This is a genomic window from Flavobacterium tagetis, from assembly GCF_016735615.1.
In the GTDB taxonomy this organism is placed as follows: domain Bacteria; phylum Bacteroidota; class Bacteroidia; order Flavobacteriales; family Flavobacteriaceae; genus Flavobacterium; species Flavobacterium tagetis.
The window spans coordinates 908,032-925,341 of sequence record NZ_JAERSF010000001.1; the positions used below are offsets into that span (position 1 = coordinate 908,032).

General features: G+C 33.1%; 15 protein-coding genes. 11 read left to right on the forward strand and 4 right to left on the reverse strand.

Annotation, left to right across the window (positions count from 1 at the left end):
- The first annotated feature begins 4 nt into the window (after window positions 1–4).
- The 4 genes from JI750_RS03980 to JI750_RS03995 all read left to right on the forward strand — a co-directional run bounded on the left by JI750_RS03980 (window position 5) and on the right by JI750_RS03995 (window position 7,172).
- A complete protein-coding gene (locus JI750_RS03980; protein WP_201999059.1) occupies window positions 5–1,444 on the forward strand; it encodes a complex I subunit 4 family protein in 1,440 nt (479 codons plus the stop codon).
- Between the two features lie 65 nt (window positions 1,445–1,509).
- A complete protein-coding gene (locus JI750_RS03985; RefSeq protein WP_201999060.1) occupies window positions 1,510–2,901 on the forward strand; it encodes an NADH-quinone oxidoreductase subunit N in 1,392 nt (463 codons plus the stop codon).
- 163 nt (window positions 2,902–3,064) lie between these two features.
- Window positions 3,065–3,835: a Bax inhibitor-1/YccA family protein gene (locus tag JI750_RS03990; protein WP_201999061.1), complete on the forward strand. Its 771-nt coding sequence runs from the start codon at window positions 3,065–3,067 to the stop codon at window positions 3,833–3,835.
- A 478-nt stretch (window positions 3,836–4,313) separates the two neighbouring features.
- Entirely contained in the window at window positions 4,314–7,172 is a 2,859-nt protein-coding gene (locus tag JI750_RS03995) for a pectate lyase family protein (RefSeq protein ID WP_201999062.1), read from the forward strand.
- Between the two features lie 68 nt (window positions 7,173–7,240).
- On the opposite strand, the gene amaB is transcribed toward JI750_RS03995, so the two are convergent.
- A complete protein-coding gene (gene amaB / locus JI750_RS04000; protein WP_201999063.1) occupies window positions 7,241–8,794 on the reverse strand; it encodes an L-piperidine-6-carboxylate dehydrogenase in 1,554 nt (517 codons plus the stop codon).
- Window positions 8,795–8,974: 180 nt separating this feature from the next.
- Between amaB and JI750_RS04005 the strand changes: the two genes are divergently transcribed.
- Window positions 8,975–9,931 carry an MBL fold metallo-hydrolase gene (locus tag JI750_RS04005; protein WP_201999064.1) on the forward strand — a complete coding sequence of 319 codons (957 nt, stop codon included), beginning with the start codon at window positions 8,975–8,977 and terminating at the stop codon, window positions 9,929–9,931.
- A 52-nt stretch (window positions 9,932–9,983) separates the two neighbouring features.
- On the forward strand, window positions 9,984–10,274 hold the full coding sequence (locus JI750_RS04010; protein WP_201999065.1) for a type II toxin-antitoxin system RelE/ParE family toxin: 291 nt from the start codon (window positions 9,984–9,986) through the stop codon (window positions 10,272–10,274).
- Window positions 10,275–10,276: 2 nt separating this feature from the next.
- On the opposite strand, the gene JI750_RS04015 is transcribed toward JI750_RS04010, so the two are convergent.
- The 3 genes from JI750_RS04015 to JI750_RS04025 all read right to left on the reverse strand — a co-directional run bounded on the left by JI750_RS04015 (window position 10,277) and on the right by JI750_RS04025 (window position 12,393).
- Window positions 10,277–10,588, reverse strand: a complete 312-nt coding sequence (locus tag JI750_RS04015; protein ID WP_091128812.1) for a hypothetical protein — start codon at window positions 10,586–10,588, stop codon at window positions 10,277–10,279.
- Between the two features lie 131 nt (window positions 10,589–10,719).
- Entirely contained in the window at window positions 10,720–11,259 is a 540-nt protein-coding gene (locus JI750_RS04020; protein WP_201999066.1) for a 3-hydroxyanthranilate 3,4-dioxygenase, read from the reverse strand.
- A gap of 42 nt (window positions 11,260–11,301) precedes the next feature.
- Entirely contained in the window at window positions 11,302–12,393 is a 1,092-nt protein-coding gene (locus JI750_RS04025; protein WP_201999067.1) for an endonuclease/exonuclease/phosphatase family protein, read from the reverse strand.
- 230 nt (window positions 12,394–12,623) lie between these two features.
- Here JI750_RS04025 and JI750_RS04030 point away from each other — a divergent pair, with 230 nt between their 5' ends.
- The 5 genes from JI750_RS04030 (at window position 12,624) to JI750_RS04050 (ending at window position 17,270) form a co-directional block, all read left to right on the forward strand.
- On the forward strand, window positions 12,624–13,523 hold the full coding sequence (locus JI750_RS04030; RefSeq protein ID WP_201999774.1) for a S66 peptidase family protein: 900 nt from the start codon (window positions 12,624–12,626) through the stop codon (window positions 13,521–13,523).
- A 183-nt stretch (window positions 13,524–13,706) separates the two neighbouring features.
- Window positions 13,707–14,078 (forward strand): YraN family protein, encoded by a 372-nt coding sequence (locus tag JI750_RS04035; RefSeq protein ID WP_177211344.1) that lies wholly within the window; start codon window positions 13,707–13,709, stop codon window positions 14,076–14,078.
- Between the two features lie 122 nt (window positions 14,079–14,200).
- Window positions 14,201–14,857, forward strand: a complete 657-nt coding sequence (locus tag JI750_RS04040; protein WP_008466087.1) for a hypothetical protein — start codon at window positions 14,201–14,203, stop codon at window positions 14,855–14,857.
- Between the two features lie 386 nt (window positions 14,858–15,243).
- Window positions 15,244–15,807 (forward strand): RNA polymerase sigma factor, encoded by a 564-nt coding sequence (locus JI750_RS04045; RefSeq protein ID WP_201999068.1) that lies wholly within the window; start codon window positions 15,244–15,246, stop codon window positions 15,805–15,807.
- Between the two features lie 284 nt (window positions 15,808–16,091).
- Window positions 16,092–17,270 (forward strand): FecR family protein, encoded by a 1,179-nt coding sequence (locus JI750_RS04050; RefSeq protein WP_201999069.1) that lies wholly within the window; start codon window positions 16,092–16,094, stop codon window positions 17,268–17,270.
- The last annotated feature ends 40 nt before the right edge of the window (window positions 17,271–17,310 follow it).

Sequence of the window (17,310 nt, forward strand, 5' to 3'; positions counted from 1 at the left end):
TACTATGAACGTTTCTACTATATTAATTATACTTTTAATTGGTGCATTTGCCACTTACTTTTCTGGTGACAAACTAGCTTCAAAAGTTGCTTTACTTTTTAGTTTAGCCGCTTTAGGATGTTCAATTGTATTATTGAATAATTATAATGCTGGCGAAAATATCAGCGTAATCAACAGCTGGATTAATCAGCCAAAAATTTCTTTCGCTTTAAATGGTGATGGTCTTGGGCTTGCAATGGTTTTACTAACTGCAGCTTTAACTCCGATTATTATATTTTCTTCTTTTGGAAATGAATATAAAAATGCAAAAAGCTTTTATGGATTAATCTTGTTTATGGCTTTTGCCATGGCGGGAACTTTCTTAGCAGCTGACGGTCTTTTATACTATATCTTCTGGGAGCTAGCGCTTATTCCAATCTACTTTATTGCTTTGATCTGGGGTAATGGCGATGCTGAAGAGCGCAGAAAAGCAGTGGTTAAATTCTTTATTTATACACTTGCTGGTTCGTTATTCATGTTGACTGCTTTTATTTACTTATACACAAAAGCTGGTTCTTTCTTAATCGAAGATTTATACAAAGTAAACTTATCTGCTTGCGAGCAATTCTGGATTTTCTTGGCTTTCTTCTTAGCTTATGCTATCAAAATTCCAATTATTCCTTTCCACACTTGGCAGGCAAATGTATACCAAAAAGCACCGACTGTTGGAACAATGCTTTTATCTGGTATTATGCTAAAAATGGGATTATACAGCGTACTTCGTTGGCAATTGCCACTTGCTCCAATCGCAGCTAAAGAGTACATGCATATCTTTATCGCTTTAGGAATTGCAGGTGTAATTTATGGTTCAATTGTAGCGTTGAGACAAAAAGATTTGAAAAAACTATTAGCTTATTCTTCTCTTGCTCACGTTGGATTAATTGCTGCTGGATCTTATACTTTAACGCTTGATGGTTTTAGAGGGTCAGTTATGCAAATGATCGCTCACGGTTTCGTTGTGGTAGGATTGTTCTTTGCTGCTGAAGTAATTTTTAGAAGATACGAAACTAGAGAAATTGGCGGAATGGGCGGAATTCGTGCGCAATCTCCAAAATTCACATCGATGTTTTTAATCTTAGTATTAGCTTCTGTTGCATTACCAAGTACATTTAACTTTGTTGGAGAGTTTACAGTATTATACAGCTTATCTCAAATTAATATCTGGTTTGCTATCCTTGGCGGTACTACTATTATTCTAGGAGCTTACTATATGTTAAGAATGTTCCAGCATGTAATGTTAGGAGAAACTAACTCTAAAGCTTTTGCTGATGTTACGCTTAACGAGGGAATTTCATTTGCTGTAATCATCGCGGTTTTATTATTCTTTGGTTTCTATCCAAAACCAATTACAGATTTGATTACACCAAGCTTGGAAAACATTTTACAAGTTATCAATAAGAACTAATATTTTAAACAAAAATAAATTAGGATTTAAGCTTAAAATTGAAATCCTAAATCAAAAAGATAAAAATGAATACATTAATAGCTATAACAGGATTGGGTATTTTCTGCCTATTGTTTGAAATTCTTAATTTAAGAAAGGCGATCGTTCCTATTACCATTTTGGGTTTATTAGGCGTATTAGCACTTAATTACTGTGAATTTGGAGCAGAACAAAGTTATTACAATAACATGATAGCAGTGAGTAAGTTTTCTACAGCTTTTTCATCATTGTTTATCGTTTTGACTATTTTCCTTGTAGCATTAAGTCACAATTTTTACCATAATCACCCAACGAAAATTTCTGATTATGTTGCTATTAAAGTTTTCTTACTAGCTGGAGCTGTAGCGATGGTTTCTTTTGGAAACTTAGCTATGTTCTTCTTAGGAATCGAAATTTTATCTATCGCATTATATGTTTTAGCGGCAAGTGACCGTTTGAATATAAAGAGTAACGAAGCAGGTATGAAATATTTCTTAATGGGATCTTTTGCATCAGGAATTATCTTATTCGGAATCTGTTTGATTTACGGAGCAATGGGAACTTTTGATATAAGTGAAATCCACGAAAGTGCTTTATCTGCAGAATTACCAATCTGGTTTCCTATTGGATTAATTTTAATGATTATCGGAATGTTATTTAAAGTTGCAGCTGTTCCTTTCCACTTCTGGGCTCCAGATGTTTATGAAGGTTCTCCTGCTTTGACAACTGCTTTAATGAGCACATTGGCAAAAGTAGTTGCAATTGCAACTTTATTTAAACTGATTGCTGGAATGAACTTTATTTCTTCATTAGAAAATCAAGATCTATTACATACTTTTGAAGTTATCGTGGTTATAATCTCAATTACCTCAATGTCTGTAGGTAATATTATGGCATTAAGACAAGTAAACGTAAAACGTATGCTTGCTTTCTCTGGAATCTCTCACGCAGGTTTCATGTTAATGACTTTACTAACTGTTTCAGCTTCAGCAGGAGTTTTGTTATACTACACTGCTGCTTACGCATTAGCAGGAATCGCAGCTTTCAGTGTGATTTTATATGTATGCAGAGATCAGGATAATGAAGATATTACAAATTTCCACGGTTTAGGAAAAACAAATCCGCTATTGGCTGCAGTTCTTACAGCTTCATTATTATCAATGGCCGGAATTCCTATTTTCTCTGGATTCTTTGCTAAGTTGTTCTTATTCAATCAAACAATTCAAGCAGGATACATTGGTTTAGTAATCGTTGCAGTAATTAATTCTATCATTAGTGTTGGATATTATTTCAAACTAATCATCGCAATGTATTCTAAAGAACCTAATCAAGAAAGAACAGGAAGACCATTCCTTATTTATGCTACAGCTGTAGTATCAATTGTTTTAAATATTGCTTTAGGTTTATTCCCATCGTTAGTTTTAGACTTATTGAAATAAGAAAATTTCTTTAAATTAAAATATTGAAAATCCATTAAATTAGTTTTAATGGATTTTTTTTTATGTCTTAATAAAGAACAGAAATTCATGTTAAAAAATTCTTCTATGCAAGTGCACATCAAAAAATCTCCATATATTTGAATTCAATTAAATGTATTAAAATATGAACTTTAATTCAAAAAATCCATTTTTAAACAGTAAGCGTTTTTCGTCTAATACTGAATCAAGAACAGAAGTACACCAAGCTCAGATTATTGATTACAATCAAGAAATGACGGTGTCTGGAACAATTAACAAAACAGCAATCTTATTTCTAATTTTATGCGGAGCTGCTATGGTAACATGGTGGATGGCTTTTAATGGAATGAATCCGATGTTACCTACAATTGGAGGTGCAATTATTGGTTTTATTTTAGTATTAGTTTCTTCATTCAAACCACAGCTATCTCCTTACCTAGCGCCAGGATATGCTTTATTCGAAGGATTGTTCATAGGTGGTATTTCTGCGATATTTGAATTAAAATTTCCAGGAATCGTAATCAATGCAGTTGGTGCAACTCTTGTTACTTTCTTGGTTTGCCTTGGTTTGTACAAATTTAGAATCGTAAAAGTTACAGAACAATTCAAATCTGTTGTGGTTGCTGCAACGTTAGCAATTGCAACTTATTATTTAATTTCTTGGGTTGTATCAATGTTTACAAGCTGGACACCTGTTCATTATGGAAATTCCATGATGAGTATCGGTATCAGTGTTTTTGTTATCATTATAGCAGCACTTAACCTTTTCTTAGATTTTGATTTAATTGAAAAAGGTGCAAGAGAAAAAATGCCAAAATTTATGGAATGGTATGGAGCAATGGGATTAATGATCACATTGGTTTGGTTGTATATTGAATTCTTAAGACTTTTATCTAAACTTTCTAGTAAAGACTAATTGTCCAAAAATATTAATTCAGGCCCTTTTGAGTAAAATCAAAAGGGCTTTTTTTATTTCTAATAGACTAAAATTTGAATGCCAATTCAATATTCTAATAAAATCTTCTAAGAATAATCTTTTATTCAAAACACAAAAAGAATCCATTTCCTACAAAAAAATAAAATGTAATTTATGTAATAAAAAAAAATTACAGATTATCCCCATTCATTTTGTTTAAGGTTTAAAATTACTAAAGGCGAGAAAAATACGGCTTTCCGTACTCAACGACTAATATGTAATAAATTACAATTAATGCAATTTATTACATTTTTAATATTTTAAAAGCTCAATAATTCAAGTATCCTCTTTTTTTTAGCAAAAAAATTATACTATTTAAAATTAATATATAATTTTGTGTAATCGATTACAATTAAACCACTTGAAATCGAAAGTAAAAACCACTTACTTATTTTATTAACTATCTTAAACAAACCTTATGAAAAAAAACCTACTTTTCGTGGCTGTCTTTCTCATGACAGTTCAATTATGGGCCCAAACTATCCAAATTAATGAAGCTTCTGGCTGGTTGGAAACTGCTTTTGTAAAATGGCAGCCAGTCAGTGGTGCTCAGACCTACAATGTCTATTACACTGGCAACGGATTTACAGACCAAAAAATAGACGACCAGCTTATTAGAAGTTATGGTTCTTATTTCCGTGCTGACATTCCGGGACTTAAAGCCGGAACTTACATTGTAAAAGTAAAACCTGTTGTAAATGGCACAGAAGGAACTGGAGCCACAACAGGAAATCTAACTGTAACCGCACACGACAGAAACGGATTTGCTTTTGATGGCGGGCGTGTTCCAGGAGGATACAAAGCAGACGGAACTCCTAAAGACAACGCGGTAATTCTCTACATTACCCAAAATACTAAAAACACAATTTCAATGAATATTACTGGTGCAAGTTCAAATCCTTGTATTGGTTTACAGAATATTCTTTACGCTATCAAGAAAGGAAAAGACACTCGTCCGTTTATTATCCGTTTAATCGGAAATATCACTGATATGACGGTTATGGAAGGTGGAGATGTTGTTATTGAAAACGCAAACAATGCTTCGAGTTATGTTACCATTGAAGGTATTGGAGACGATGCTGTCGCAAATGGATGGGGAGTTAGACTGAAGTCGGCTTCAAACATCGAAGTAAGCAATCTTGGATTTATGAACTGCAATAGTACCGCAGGCGATAACGTAGGAATGCAACAGGACAATGACCACGTTTGGGTTCATAATTGTGATTTATTCTACGGAAATGCAGGAAGCGATGCTGACCAAATAAAAGGCGATGGTGCGCTTGACAATAAAACTTCAACTTATATCACATTATCTTACAACCACTTTTGGGATAATGGAAAAGCAAGTCTTTTAGGTTTAAGCGAAGGAACAACTTCTGGACTTTATATTACTTATCACCACAACTGGTTTGATCATTCAGATTCACGCCATCCTCGTGTACGTTATTATTCAGCACATATTTACAACAACTATTATGACGGAGTTTCTAAATATGGAGCAGGATCAACTATGGGATCTTCGCTTTTTGTTGAAGGTAATTATTTCAGAAATAGTAAGCATCCAATGCTAACTTCACTTCAAGGTTCTGATATTTGGGACGAAGCAAACCAAGTGAATAATGCTGGAACAATGGGAACATTCTCTGGGGAAGCTGGAGGAAGCATTAAAGCTTTCAACAATACTTTTGACGCTTCTAACGGAACCAATAATATGCGTTTTGTAGCTTATAATGACCCTAATCCGTTGTACAATATCTCAGGAAAAATAAGCTCTACAACAGATTTTGATGCTTATGTGGCTTCTACAAGAGGAGAAGTGGTAAGCAGTTCTGTTAAATCTAAATCGGGCGCTAATGTTTACAACAACTTCGATACAGATGCTAATTTATATGTAAAAAATTTAACTATCGATACTCCTGCCGCTGCAAAAACAAAAACGACTCAATATGCAGGACGTGTTTCTGGAGGAGATTTGAAATGGACATTCAACAACGCTACAGATGATACTTCTTCTTTAGTTATTACAGCATTAAAAACAGCTCTTACAAATTACACTGGAAATTTGGTCGCTGTACAAGGAGAAGGGAATCCACCTGCTGGAACACAGACTTTAACGTTAACTTCTGCTTCAAACAACAATCAAACGGTTGTAAGCGGAACAGCAATTTCTTCCATCGTATTTACATGGGGCGGAGATGCAACTGATGCAACTGTAACGGGATTACCTGCTTCAGGTTTATCTTTTGTAAAAAATACTACAGCTAAAACTATAACTATTTCGGGTACCCCAACTGCAACAGTTTCGTACTCAATTGCAACTTCTGGAACTAGTGGTTCCCCAGCCACTGGTTCAGGAACTGTAACAGTTACCGCTGCTGGAAACCAAACATTAACTTCTAGTGGCAACAATAGTCAAACGGTTTCATCTGGAACTGCTATTGCTTCAATCGTATTTACTTGGGGCGGAAACGCAACAGATGCATCTGTAACTGGATTACCTGCTTCTGGATTGTCATTTGTGAAAAATACAACAGCAAAAACTATAACTATCACTGGAACTCCAACTGCAAATGTTTCTTACACTGTAACAACTTCAGGTACAGCTGGAACGCCAGTATCTGCATCAGGAACAATAACAGTTACTACAGGTTCAGGCGGAGGATCTGAATTACATAATTTTACAACATCTGGCAAAACAAGTACATTCTACTCTATAACAGGAAATATGAATTCAACTCCAGGTTCTGTAACTTACAATGGTTTAACACTTACTGAACGTCTAAAAATAGAATCAAGTACATCAATAACTTATACAACAACAAGTACGTCTACTTTAACTTTGGTTTTCGATTCAAACTTTACGGGAACTATTAAAGTAGATAATGTTTCTTATACGGCATCAGCAGGTATCGTAACGGCTTCAATTGCTGCTGGTTCTCACACTATAACAAAAGGCTCTGTTGCAAATCTATTCTACATCAGCACAGTTTACGGCGGAAGCACTTTAAGAATGGCTGTTGCAACTGAAACTGCTGCAAAAGAAAGCATAGAAACTTCACAAATAATCTTGTATCCGAATCCAGTTTCAAGCACTTTATACTTATCAGACCCAGAACAGAAAGTACAAAAAGTACTTATCTACAACATTTCTGGAAATCTAGTGATCAATTCTGGAAATTCTCAAAGCATTGATACAAACGGTTTAATTCCTGGAACTTATCTAGCAAAAATTATTACTGTTGATGGATCGATAAACCAAACACTAATTAAAAAATAAAAACCAAAACTTAACTTAAAAAGGCTTCCAAAATTGGAAGCCTTTTTTAAATTTCAAATATTATCGAATTACAAATCAAATTTAATCCCTTGTGCAAGCGGAAGATTTGTCGTATAATTAATTGTATTTGTTTGACGTCTCATATAAATTTTCCAAGCATCAGACCCTGATTCACGTCCTCCTCCTGTTTCTTTTTCACCACCAAAAGCTCCGCCAATTTCAGCACCAGAAGTTCCAATATTTACGTTTGCAATTCCGCAGTCAGAACCTGTTGCTGATAAAAATCTTTCGGCTTCGCGCAAATTATTGGTCATAATTGCAGAAGATAAACCTTGAGCAACACCATTTTGAATTTCGATTGCATTTTCTACTTCACCAGAATATTTAAGTAAATATAAAACTGGAGCAAATGTTTCATGTTGTACAATTTCAAATGAGTTTTCAGCTTCAGCAATCGCAGGTTTTACATAGCAGCCGCTTTCATAACCTTGGCCAGAAAGCACTCCTCCTTCTACAAGGATTTTTCCGCCTTCGGCTACAACTTTATTCAAAGCCGCTGCATACATTTCGACAGCATGCGTATCAATTAGTGGACCAACATGATTGTTTTCGTCAAGCGGATTCCCGATTCTCAACTGTTTATAAGCCGCAACCAATGCATCTTTTACTTTATCATAAATACTTTCGTGAATAATCAATCGACGAGTTGAAGTACAACGCTGTCCAGCTGTTCCAACAGCTCCAAAAACAGCACCAATAACGGTCATTTTAATATCGGCATCTGGAGTCACAATAATGGCATTATTTCCTCCTAATTCTAACAACGATTTACCTAATCTCCCCGCAACAGTCTGAGCAACAATTTTCCCCATTCTAGTAGAACCTGTCGCAGAAATAAGCGGGATACGAGTATCAGCAGTCAACAACTCTCCTATTTTGTAATCACCGTTTATTAAACACGAAATTCCTTCTGGGAGATTGTTTTCCTTTATTACCTGAGCTATAATGTTTTGACAAGCAATACCGCAAAGAGGTGTTTTTTCTGAAGGCTTCCAAACGCAAACATCACCAGAAATCCAAGCTAAAGCTGTGTTCCAAGACCAAACAGCAACTGGGAAATTAAACGCTGAAATGATTCCGACAATTCCCAACGGATGGTATTGTTCGTACATACGATGTCCTGGCCTTTCAGAATGCATTGTTAATCCGTGAAGCTGACGTGATAAACCAACAGCAAAATCACAGATATCTATCATTTCTTGAACTTCACCAAGACCTTCCTGCAATGATTTTCCCATTTCGTAAGAAACCAGCTTACCAAGGGCTTCTTTATTTTGTCTCAATTTTTCTCCAAACTGACGCACAATTTCACCACGCTGTGGAGCAGGAATTAATCTAAATGTTTTAAAAGCTTCTGCCGCTGTTTGGATTGCTTTTTCATAATCTTCTGCAGTTGACATTTTTACCGAAGCAATTAATTTTCCGTCAACAGGCGAATAACTTTCTAGAATTTCTCCAGAAGAAAAGTTATTAATTCCTGTTGATGTTCCTTCATTTATTGTCTTGATGCCCAATTTATCAAGAGCTTCCTTCATTCCAAATTGCGATGCTATTGTTGTCATTGTAACTTTTTTTGTTAAAATTGTTATATTTTTATGTAAAGATATTCTTTTCGAATTAATTTCCCATTGTAGTCAATTCATAAATAAAAGTAAATTTAAGCTTATTTTATAGTATTAACAGAAACGAAACCTCAATATTGAATTTATTTAATGAAATTTGCATTACTTAAAATTAAAAATATGACCTCTTATATTCGGCTTCTCCTTTGTTTTCTTTTAATAACAACCAATATATTTTCTCAAAAAACAAAAACTTCTTTTTCAGTAGTTCCATTAGGAGTAATGGGCGGAATAGACGAAAAAAATCTTTCAGCTTATTTAATCGCTCCATCAAATACAACTGATTATATCTGTCTTGACGCTGGAACTGTAAATGCAGGAATCGAAAAAGCTATTGAAAAGAAAACTTTCAAAGTTTCGACAAGCGAAATTTTACGAAAATACATCAAAGGATATTTGATTTCGCACGCACATTTAGATCATGTTTCTGGTTTGATCATAAACTCACCTGCCGATTCTTCAAAAACGGTTTATGCTACTAATAAATGCATGGAAATGATGGAAAACCATTATTTCAACGATCAGACTTGGGCTAATTTTGGAGACGCAGGGCCCGGATTTCCTTTAAAAAAATACCATTTTCAGACTTTAAATTTGGGAGAAGAAACTTCTTTAACGAATACCAAAATGACCGTTAAAGCATTTTCTCTAAGCCATGTTAATCCGTTTGAGAGTACTGCTTTCTTAATTAAAAATGAGAATGATTATGCGTTATATTTAGGGGATACAGGTCCAGATGAAGTAGAAAAGAGCAATAATCTTCGTGATTTATGGACAGCTGTTGCACCATTGGTTAAAACCAAACAATTGAAGGGAATTTTTATTGAAGTTTCGTTTCCTAACGAACAGCCAGATAAATTTTTATTTGGTCATTTGACTCCAAATTATTTAATAAAAGAACTTCATGTTCTAGAGGATTTAGCTGGGAAAGGTTCTCTTGAAAACTTTAAAATTATTATCACACATTTAAAACCTCCAGCAAAGAATATTGCAAAAATTAAAGAGCAGTTAAAAGCTCAAAATGATTTAGGATTGAAGATTATCTATCCTGAACAGGGCAAAAAACTCGAATTATAGAAACATAATTTGTAAGTTATTTTTTATAATTTAGCCAAATAAATTATATTAAATGGAAATTGTTTGGTCAAAAAAAGCAAAACATAACTTTTACTCTATTCGAAATTATTTAGAATTATATTGGTCACCATTAATAGCAGAAAAATTTATTCTCGATGTATTAAGAGTAAATAAGTTATTAGAAAAAAATCCTCAAATAGGAAAATATAGGGATGATTTAGAATGCCGGGAAATAGTAATCTCAAAACATATCACTTTATATTATGCAATAAAAGAAAATCAAATAAAACTGATTGCTTTTTGGAATAATCGCCAACGACCTTTAAATCCTTATGATTTGTAAATCTATATAAGTTTTTTACTTCTTAATTCTGCCAGCATTTCTTCATGAGTAATAAAATCTCCATTTTCGAGATCACGTTTACCCTGCTCGATTTCCTCTTTTAATTCTAATCTAAAGTTTTCTTCTGGAGAAAGAATTTTAGCAATAGAAAGCATTTCATCGGCAGAAAAAGTCTGAGTCTTTAACTTACGATAGAACGTTGGACTTGGAATACCAACTTGCTCAATAATATAGCTTTTTTTAAAGGGTGATTTGTTCATTAAACTCTCAATATTATCGACAATATTTTTATATGCAATTATTTCTTGTATCATTTTTGATATATTTATGAGTTATTTGTAATACAAATATACTTCAAAAATGATACAATCTTCTTTTTTAGCGTTAAAAAAATAACCCAACAAGCTTACAATAATTGTTGGGTTATTTTTATATGTAATTAACATTATTTCTTCGCTACAAACCTAGGATCGGTTTCCATAACAATACCACATTTATCACAAGTTCTTAATTCTTCTGAATTGTAGAAGTGTTCAAAATGAGGAAGAAAATCTTTCTCTATATTATGAAGTTCAAAATACACTTCATACAATTTATGATTGCAGTTATCGCAATGCCAAAGCAAACCATCTGTAAAACCTTGTCCAGCACGTTTACGTTCTATTACAAGTCCGATAGAACCTTCTGAACGAACAGGAGAATGAGGCACTTTTGCAGGATGCAAATACATATCACCGGCATTTAATTCCATTTCTTTACGCTGTCCATCTTCCTGAATGACAACCTTAATACTTCCTTCTAGCTGATAAAAAAGTTCTTCTGTTTCGTTATAATGATAATCTTTTCGAGCATTTGGACCTGCAACAATCATTACAATGTAATCTCCAGAATCAACATACAGGTTTTTATTCCCAACAGGCGGTTTAAGTAAATGACGGTTTTCGTCAATCCATTGCGTCAGGTTAAAAGGTTTTGCTATAGCCATTTTTATTCAAAATTTATGAAAAGCTAAGGTAGTGAAAACTCATTAAAACTCTTTTATCAAATAAATATAAACTGGAAAATGGTCACTAAAGCCAGCATCCGCCAATGTATTTCGCAACGGATAACCTTTATATGCTCCTGAATTCTGAATAAGGTAAGGTCTATTGAAAATGCCTGCTTTCCAAAAATTAAAAGTCAAAAAATCTGTTTTCACTAAAGAAGCTGTCATGATAATTTGATCAAAAATATTCCAAGAGTCACGATATGCAATGGTTCCTAAACCTTTATTGGCAAGGTCTCCAAAAGGATTAAAAACTCCAAATTCTGAAACTTCCGTCTTTATACCCTTCGCTCCTAACCCCGCTTTTATACTTTTATTAAACGGTCCATCATTAAAATCTCCCATTGTCAATACTTTTGCCTGTGGATTAATGCGCTGTAATGAATCAATTATTTTTCTATTCAGTTTTCCTGCAGCTTCACGAAACATTGTCGTTGCCTTTTCACCGCCAGATCTAGATGGCCAATGATTTACGATAATATGAATTTCTTCATTTTCTAAAAACCCTGAAACCAAAAGCTGGTCTCTTGTGAAAACACGATTTTTATTTTCTTTTTTAACTTCAACTTCATCATCTAAAACTTCTGATTGTTCCTCTTTTTTTGAAATTTCCTTTTTATAAATAAGTAATGGAATATTTGAAAAGGACGTGGGACGGAAGTATTTTTTCTGATAAAGCAAAGCGACATCAATACCACGTTTGTCTGGTGAATCAAAATGAATGATTCCTAAATCCAAAGGCTGTAATTTTGGTTCTTTAATTAAATCTTCTAAAACATTACGGTTTTCGATTTCAGCTCCACCGATTAAAGTCGGAGCATTTGAATTTTCTGGCGTTCCAATTTCAGATATCACTCTTGCTAAATTTTTTAATTTTTGCTGATATTTTTCTGCCGTCCAATGCTGTGCCCCATTTGGAGTCCATTCGTCATCATTTGTAAATTCATCATTTATAGTGTCATAGAGATTTTCGAAATTGTAAAAAGCAACTGTATGTATTTTATACTTTTTGGATTGAGATTGCGTTTGAATTGAAAAAAATAGAATTATTAAAAAGATTCTGAAAAAGTGCATGTATTTAGTATTTTAAAAAATATTCAATATTAATCTTTTTTATTTAATTGTAAGAAAATTCAAATAGATTTAAAATCTAAAATTTCTATATTTGTTTTTTCATACAAAATGAAAAGAAGCAAATAATGATTATGAAAAACCTTTTAGATAGTAAGAAGCCAAATATTCTGTTTCAACTCGCATTTCTTATTTTTGCTTTACAATCATTCAACTGTCAATCTCAACAAAACATGATAACACCGCCTTATTTACAAAAAGGAGATACTGTCGCACTTTTGGCAACAGCAAGAAAAAACATCGACGACAATTTAAAACCAACAATAGATTTATTGCACAGTTGGGGTTTAGAAGCTGTAATTGGATCAACAATTGGTTTAGATTATCATCAATTGGCTGGAACAGATGAACAGAGAGCTGCCGATTTTCAGAAACAAATGGACAATTCAAATATTAAAGCGATCTGGTGCGTTCGTGGCGGATATGGCACTGTTAGAATGTTAGATTTACTAGATTTTACGAAATTTAAACAGCATCCTAAATGGGTTATCGGTTTTAGTGATGTAACGGTGCTTCATAATCATTTGAATACGATGGGCTATAAATCTATTCATGGTATTATGCCGGTAACCGTTCCTAGAGCGACGCCAGATGCTGTAAGTTCATTAAAAGCAGCTTTATTTAACGAACCTATTTCCTACTCTATCAGCCCAAGTCCGATGAATCGTTTGGGAAGCGCAACGGGAGAATTGGTTGGAGGTAACTTGTCTATTTTATATAGTTTGTTAGGATCTCCGTCTGCAATTGACTGTAAGGACAAAATTTTATTTATCGAAGATTTAGATGAATATCTGTATCATATCGACCGTATGATGATGAATCTAAGACGTAATGGATGTATTGAAAATCTAAAAGGAATTATCATTGGCGGAATGACAAGCATGAAAGACAATGAAGTGCCTTGGGGTAAAAATGCATTAGAGATTATTGATGACGTAACAAAAAAATACAATATTCCAGTAATTTTTAATTTCCCAGCCGGCCATATTAGAGACAACAGAGCTTTAATTATGGGAAATACCGTTTCTATAGAAGTTACATCTTCTGGAAGTACGGTTACTTTTAAAAAATAATACAGTCAAGCTCCTTATTTAAGGAAATCTAACAATACCACATAAAAATCTCGGAGAGACGCAAAATCGCAAAGTTTTAAAATGCTTTGAGGTTTTGCGTTTTTTCGTGCAATAACTTCATTTCATAAAAATAATTTCTCAGATTCACACTGAAAACTGAGACCGAGACTGAATACTATAAAAATGGCAGAACACAACGATTTAGGAAAATTAGGAGAAGATCTCGCAACTGCACATCTCGAAGAAAATGGATATTCAATTCTAGAGCGAAATTTTGTTATTCAAAAAGCAGAAATAGATATAATTGCACAAAAAGATAATGTTTTGGCGATTGTTGAAGTTAAAACTCGTTCGAGTTTAGATTTTGGTTCTCCGCAAGATTTTGTGAAGCAAAAAAAGATTCAATTACTTATTAAAGCAGTAAATGCCTACATAAACGATAGGGAAAAGGATTTTCAGGAAGATTTAGAAATCCGTTTTGACATCGTTGCGATCCATAAAAACGGGGAATCATTTGCAATTGAACATCTTACCGACGCTTTTTATCACTTTTAACATAATTTTTCATTGTTATAATTGTAACAATTTGTTTTTTTATTTATATTTGCAAAGAATTATAACATCGCAATGTTAAATTAACAAACCAACTCAACTGTTACCAAAAAAAAAAAAGAATTATGAAAACTGTTTCTTCTATTGTAGAAAACTACATTAAAACAAAACCATTTTTATTAAATGCCCTGTCTCTCGGAATTATTAACCTAACATCACTTTCGCGAAATATTATGACCGAATTAGAAAGTGAGTTTGGTAAAGAAGTAAAACAAGGCGCTGTAGTAATGTCTTTAAAACGACTGACAGAAGAACTAGATTTTAAACTGAACCACAAAATCAATAAAGTAATTAAAAATATCGGTGAAATCACGGTTCGCTCTGAACTTACAGATTACACTTTTGCAGCGTCTGAAACTGTTTTAAACAAACAAGCAGATTTGATCTCTGATATTAATGCTTTATCTGATATTTTTTATACCTCATCTCGTGGAGTAAATGAAACGAATATTGTCGTGAGCAGCAGTGTAAATCACTTAGTTGAAAAACACTTCATGAGAGAAAAATTAATTCAGAAATTGGATAATTTGGCTTCTATTACTGTAAAATTACCTAAAGAAAATATTGTTGTTCCTGGTATTTACTACTTCATTTTCCAACGTTTGGCTTGGGAAGGAATTATCATCAACGAGGTAATTTCAACTTCAAATGAATTTACTATTCTAGTCGGAGAAGATCAAGTTGATGTTGCTTTTAAAGTAATTAAAGACTTGAAAAACTAATTAAAATATGATTTAAAGAATCAGCTTTGATTCTTCTTTATAAACAAAAATCCTTTTGTCTTTTTAATGAAAGATGAAAGGATTTTTTCTTTGAATAAAAGGTTGCATAGGTATAATTTCATTTTTAGCAAATAAGAATATTCTCAAAAGACAAATTCTTAAATAAATCTTATTTCGAAAAAGCGTCAATATGACACTTACTTGTAAAATGCCACTTTGCACTGCTTTTTATGTCTTTTTTATAAAAAACTAACAAAAAATCCGAATTAAGTTTTTTTACATATGATTTGTTGAGAATAATATTTTTATATATTTGCGAAGAAGTCAGACATCAGACCTCGCATTTGATAGTTTAATACCATTGGAATTAAATAAACGCAATTAAATTGTTAGAAGCGGCCAACCATAGTGAAAAATTATTGGTAAGTGAACTCAAAAAAGGAAACGAAAAAGCCTTTCGCCAACTTTTTGATTTGTACCGCCAAGATATTTATGGATACAGCATCAGTCTTCTAAAATCAAAAGAGGCAGCGGAGGAAAATGTACAGGATGTTTTTTTAAAAGTATGGCTCAATCGCGAAAATTTAGATGTAGAACAATCTTTTAAATCCTACATTTTTACCATAGCTAGAAATCAGGCTTTTAATGTTTTGAATAAGGCTACTAATGAAATTTTATTGAAAGAAGCTGTTTTCTACGAAAGTCAGAAAACACATGAATACGGAGATTATGCTGTTCGCGAAGCAGACTGCAAAAAACTCCAAAAACAAGCTATAAAACAGCTCCCGCCCAAACGACGGCAAATTTTTAAAATGTCGCGAAAGAAAGGAATGAGCTACGAAGAAATAAGCGAGGAACTCGGAATCTCGATAAATACAGTCCGGAACCAAATGAGTAAAGCGCTCGAATCGATGCGCGGTTTTTTTCAACTTCACGATGAAATTATCTAACCAAAACCACAAATATTGCCCTTAAAATCACTCTTCGGAGTGATTTTTTTTTGATTACTTTTTTGCCATAGATTTAAAGGATTTTCACAGATTATATTTCTTTTAATCTATAGCAAAACCACTTTATTTAAATTTATTTCAAAAAAACAAAACAACTCAAATCTCTAAAAATCAGAAGAATATGCGATTAAAAATGTTAAAATTTAAAAAATTATAACGTTTGAGTAGTACTTAAATCTCTTTCAACTGTATTATAGAAACACAGAACCTAAAAAACATTCTTAATGAATTCAAATTCTGAAATAAAAACGCTTTTAGAGAAGTTTATCTTAAATCAATGTACTGCCGAGGAAACAGAACAAGTTGTTGCCTATTGTCGAAATAACAATCTTACTGAAGAATTTCCGACTGTTGAAGAAGTAAAAAATCTATTGGGCGAAATGCCAAAAATGGATGAGCAAAAAGCAGATTCTATTTTTGACAATATTTTATCTGCGTCAAAAGAACAAGAAACCATTATAGAGTTACAGCCTAGAAAATCAAATTATAGAAAATATATTGCTATTGCAGCTTCCGTTTTGGTTCTCTTGGGAGTTGGTTTTGGCTACAAACAAGTTTTCCTAAATAAAACTGCCGAAGTCCCTTTCGATTTTAAAAGCACTGATATTGTTTTACAAATGGAAGACGGAAGTGTTCAGATTATTTCTGAAAATGGTAAAGTTCAAGTTCGCGATAAAAATGGAAATATTATCGGAAACCAAAGCGGCGATAAATTAGTTTACGAAAATAAAGCTAATTCTGATGAACTAGCTTACAACACTCTTAAAATTCCGTTTGGCAAAAAATTCCGTCTGCAATTGTCTGATGGAACGATGGTTCATTTAAACTCTGGAACTACTTTAAAATATCCTGTAAAATTTATTGCTGGAGAAAATCGCCAAGTTTATCTAGACGGAGAAGCCTTTTTTGACGTCGCAAAAGACAAGAAACATCCCTTTATTGTAAATGCTGACAACTTAAATGTACGCGTTTTAGGAACTCATTTCAACGTTTCTAATTATCCTGAAGATGCGGTTACCGATGTAGTTTTGGTTGAAGGTTCTGTTGGAATGTATCGTTCTAACGAAGAATTTGATGCTTCTAAAAACACAATCTTAAAACAGGGATATAAAGGAAGTTTCAACAAAGAAAATACTTCGATTTTCACTAAACAGGTTGCTACAGAAATCTATACTTCTTGGATAGATGGCGGTCTGACTTTTAGAAATATGACTTTCAAAAATATTATCACGAAACTTGAAAGACGATACAACGTAACGATCATTAATAAAAATGAAAAATTGGCTAACGAGAAATTCAATGCCAGCTTTAAAGAAGAATCAATTGAGAATGTTATGAGTTATTTTAATGATGTTCATGGCATTAATTACACTATAAAAAACAATCAAATACTAATTAAATAACCATAAAACCAATACAATATATGATGAGATAACATTACGG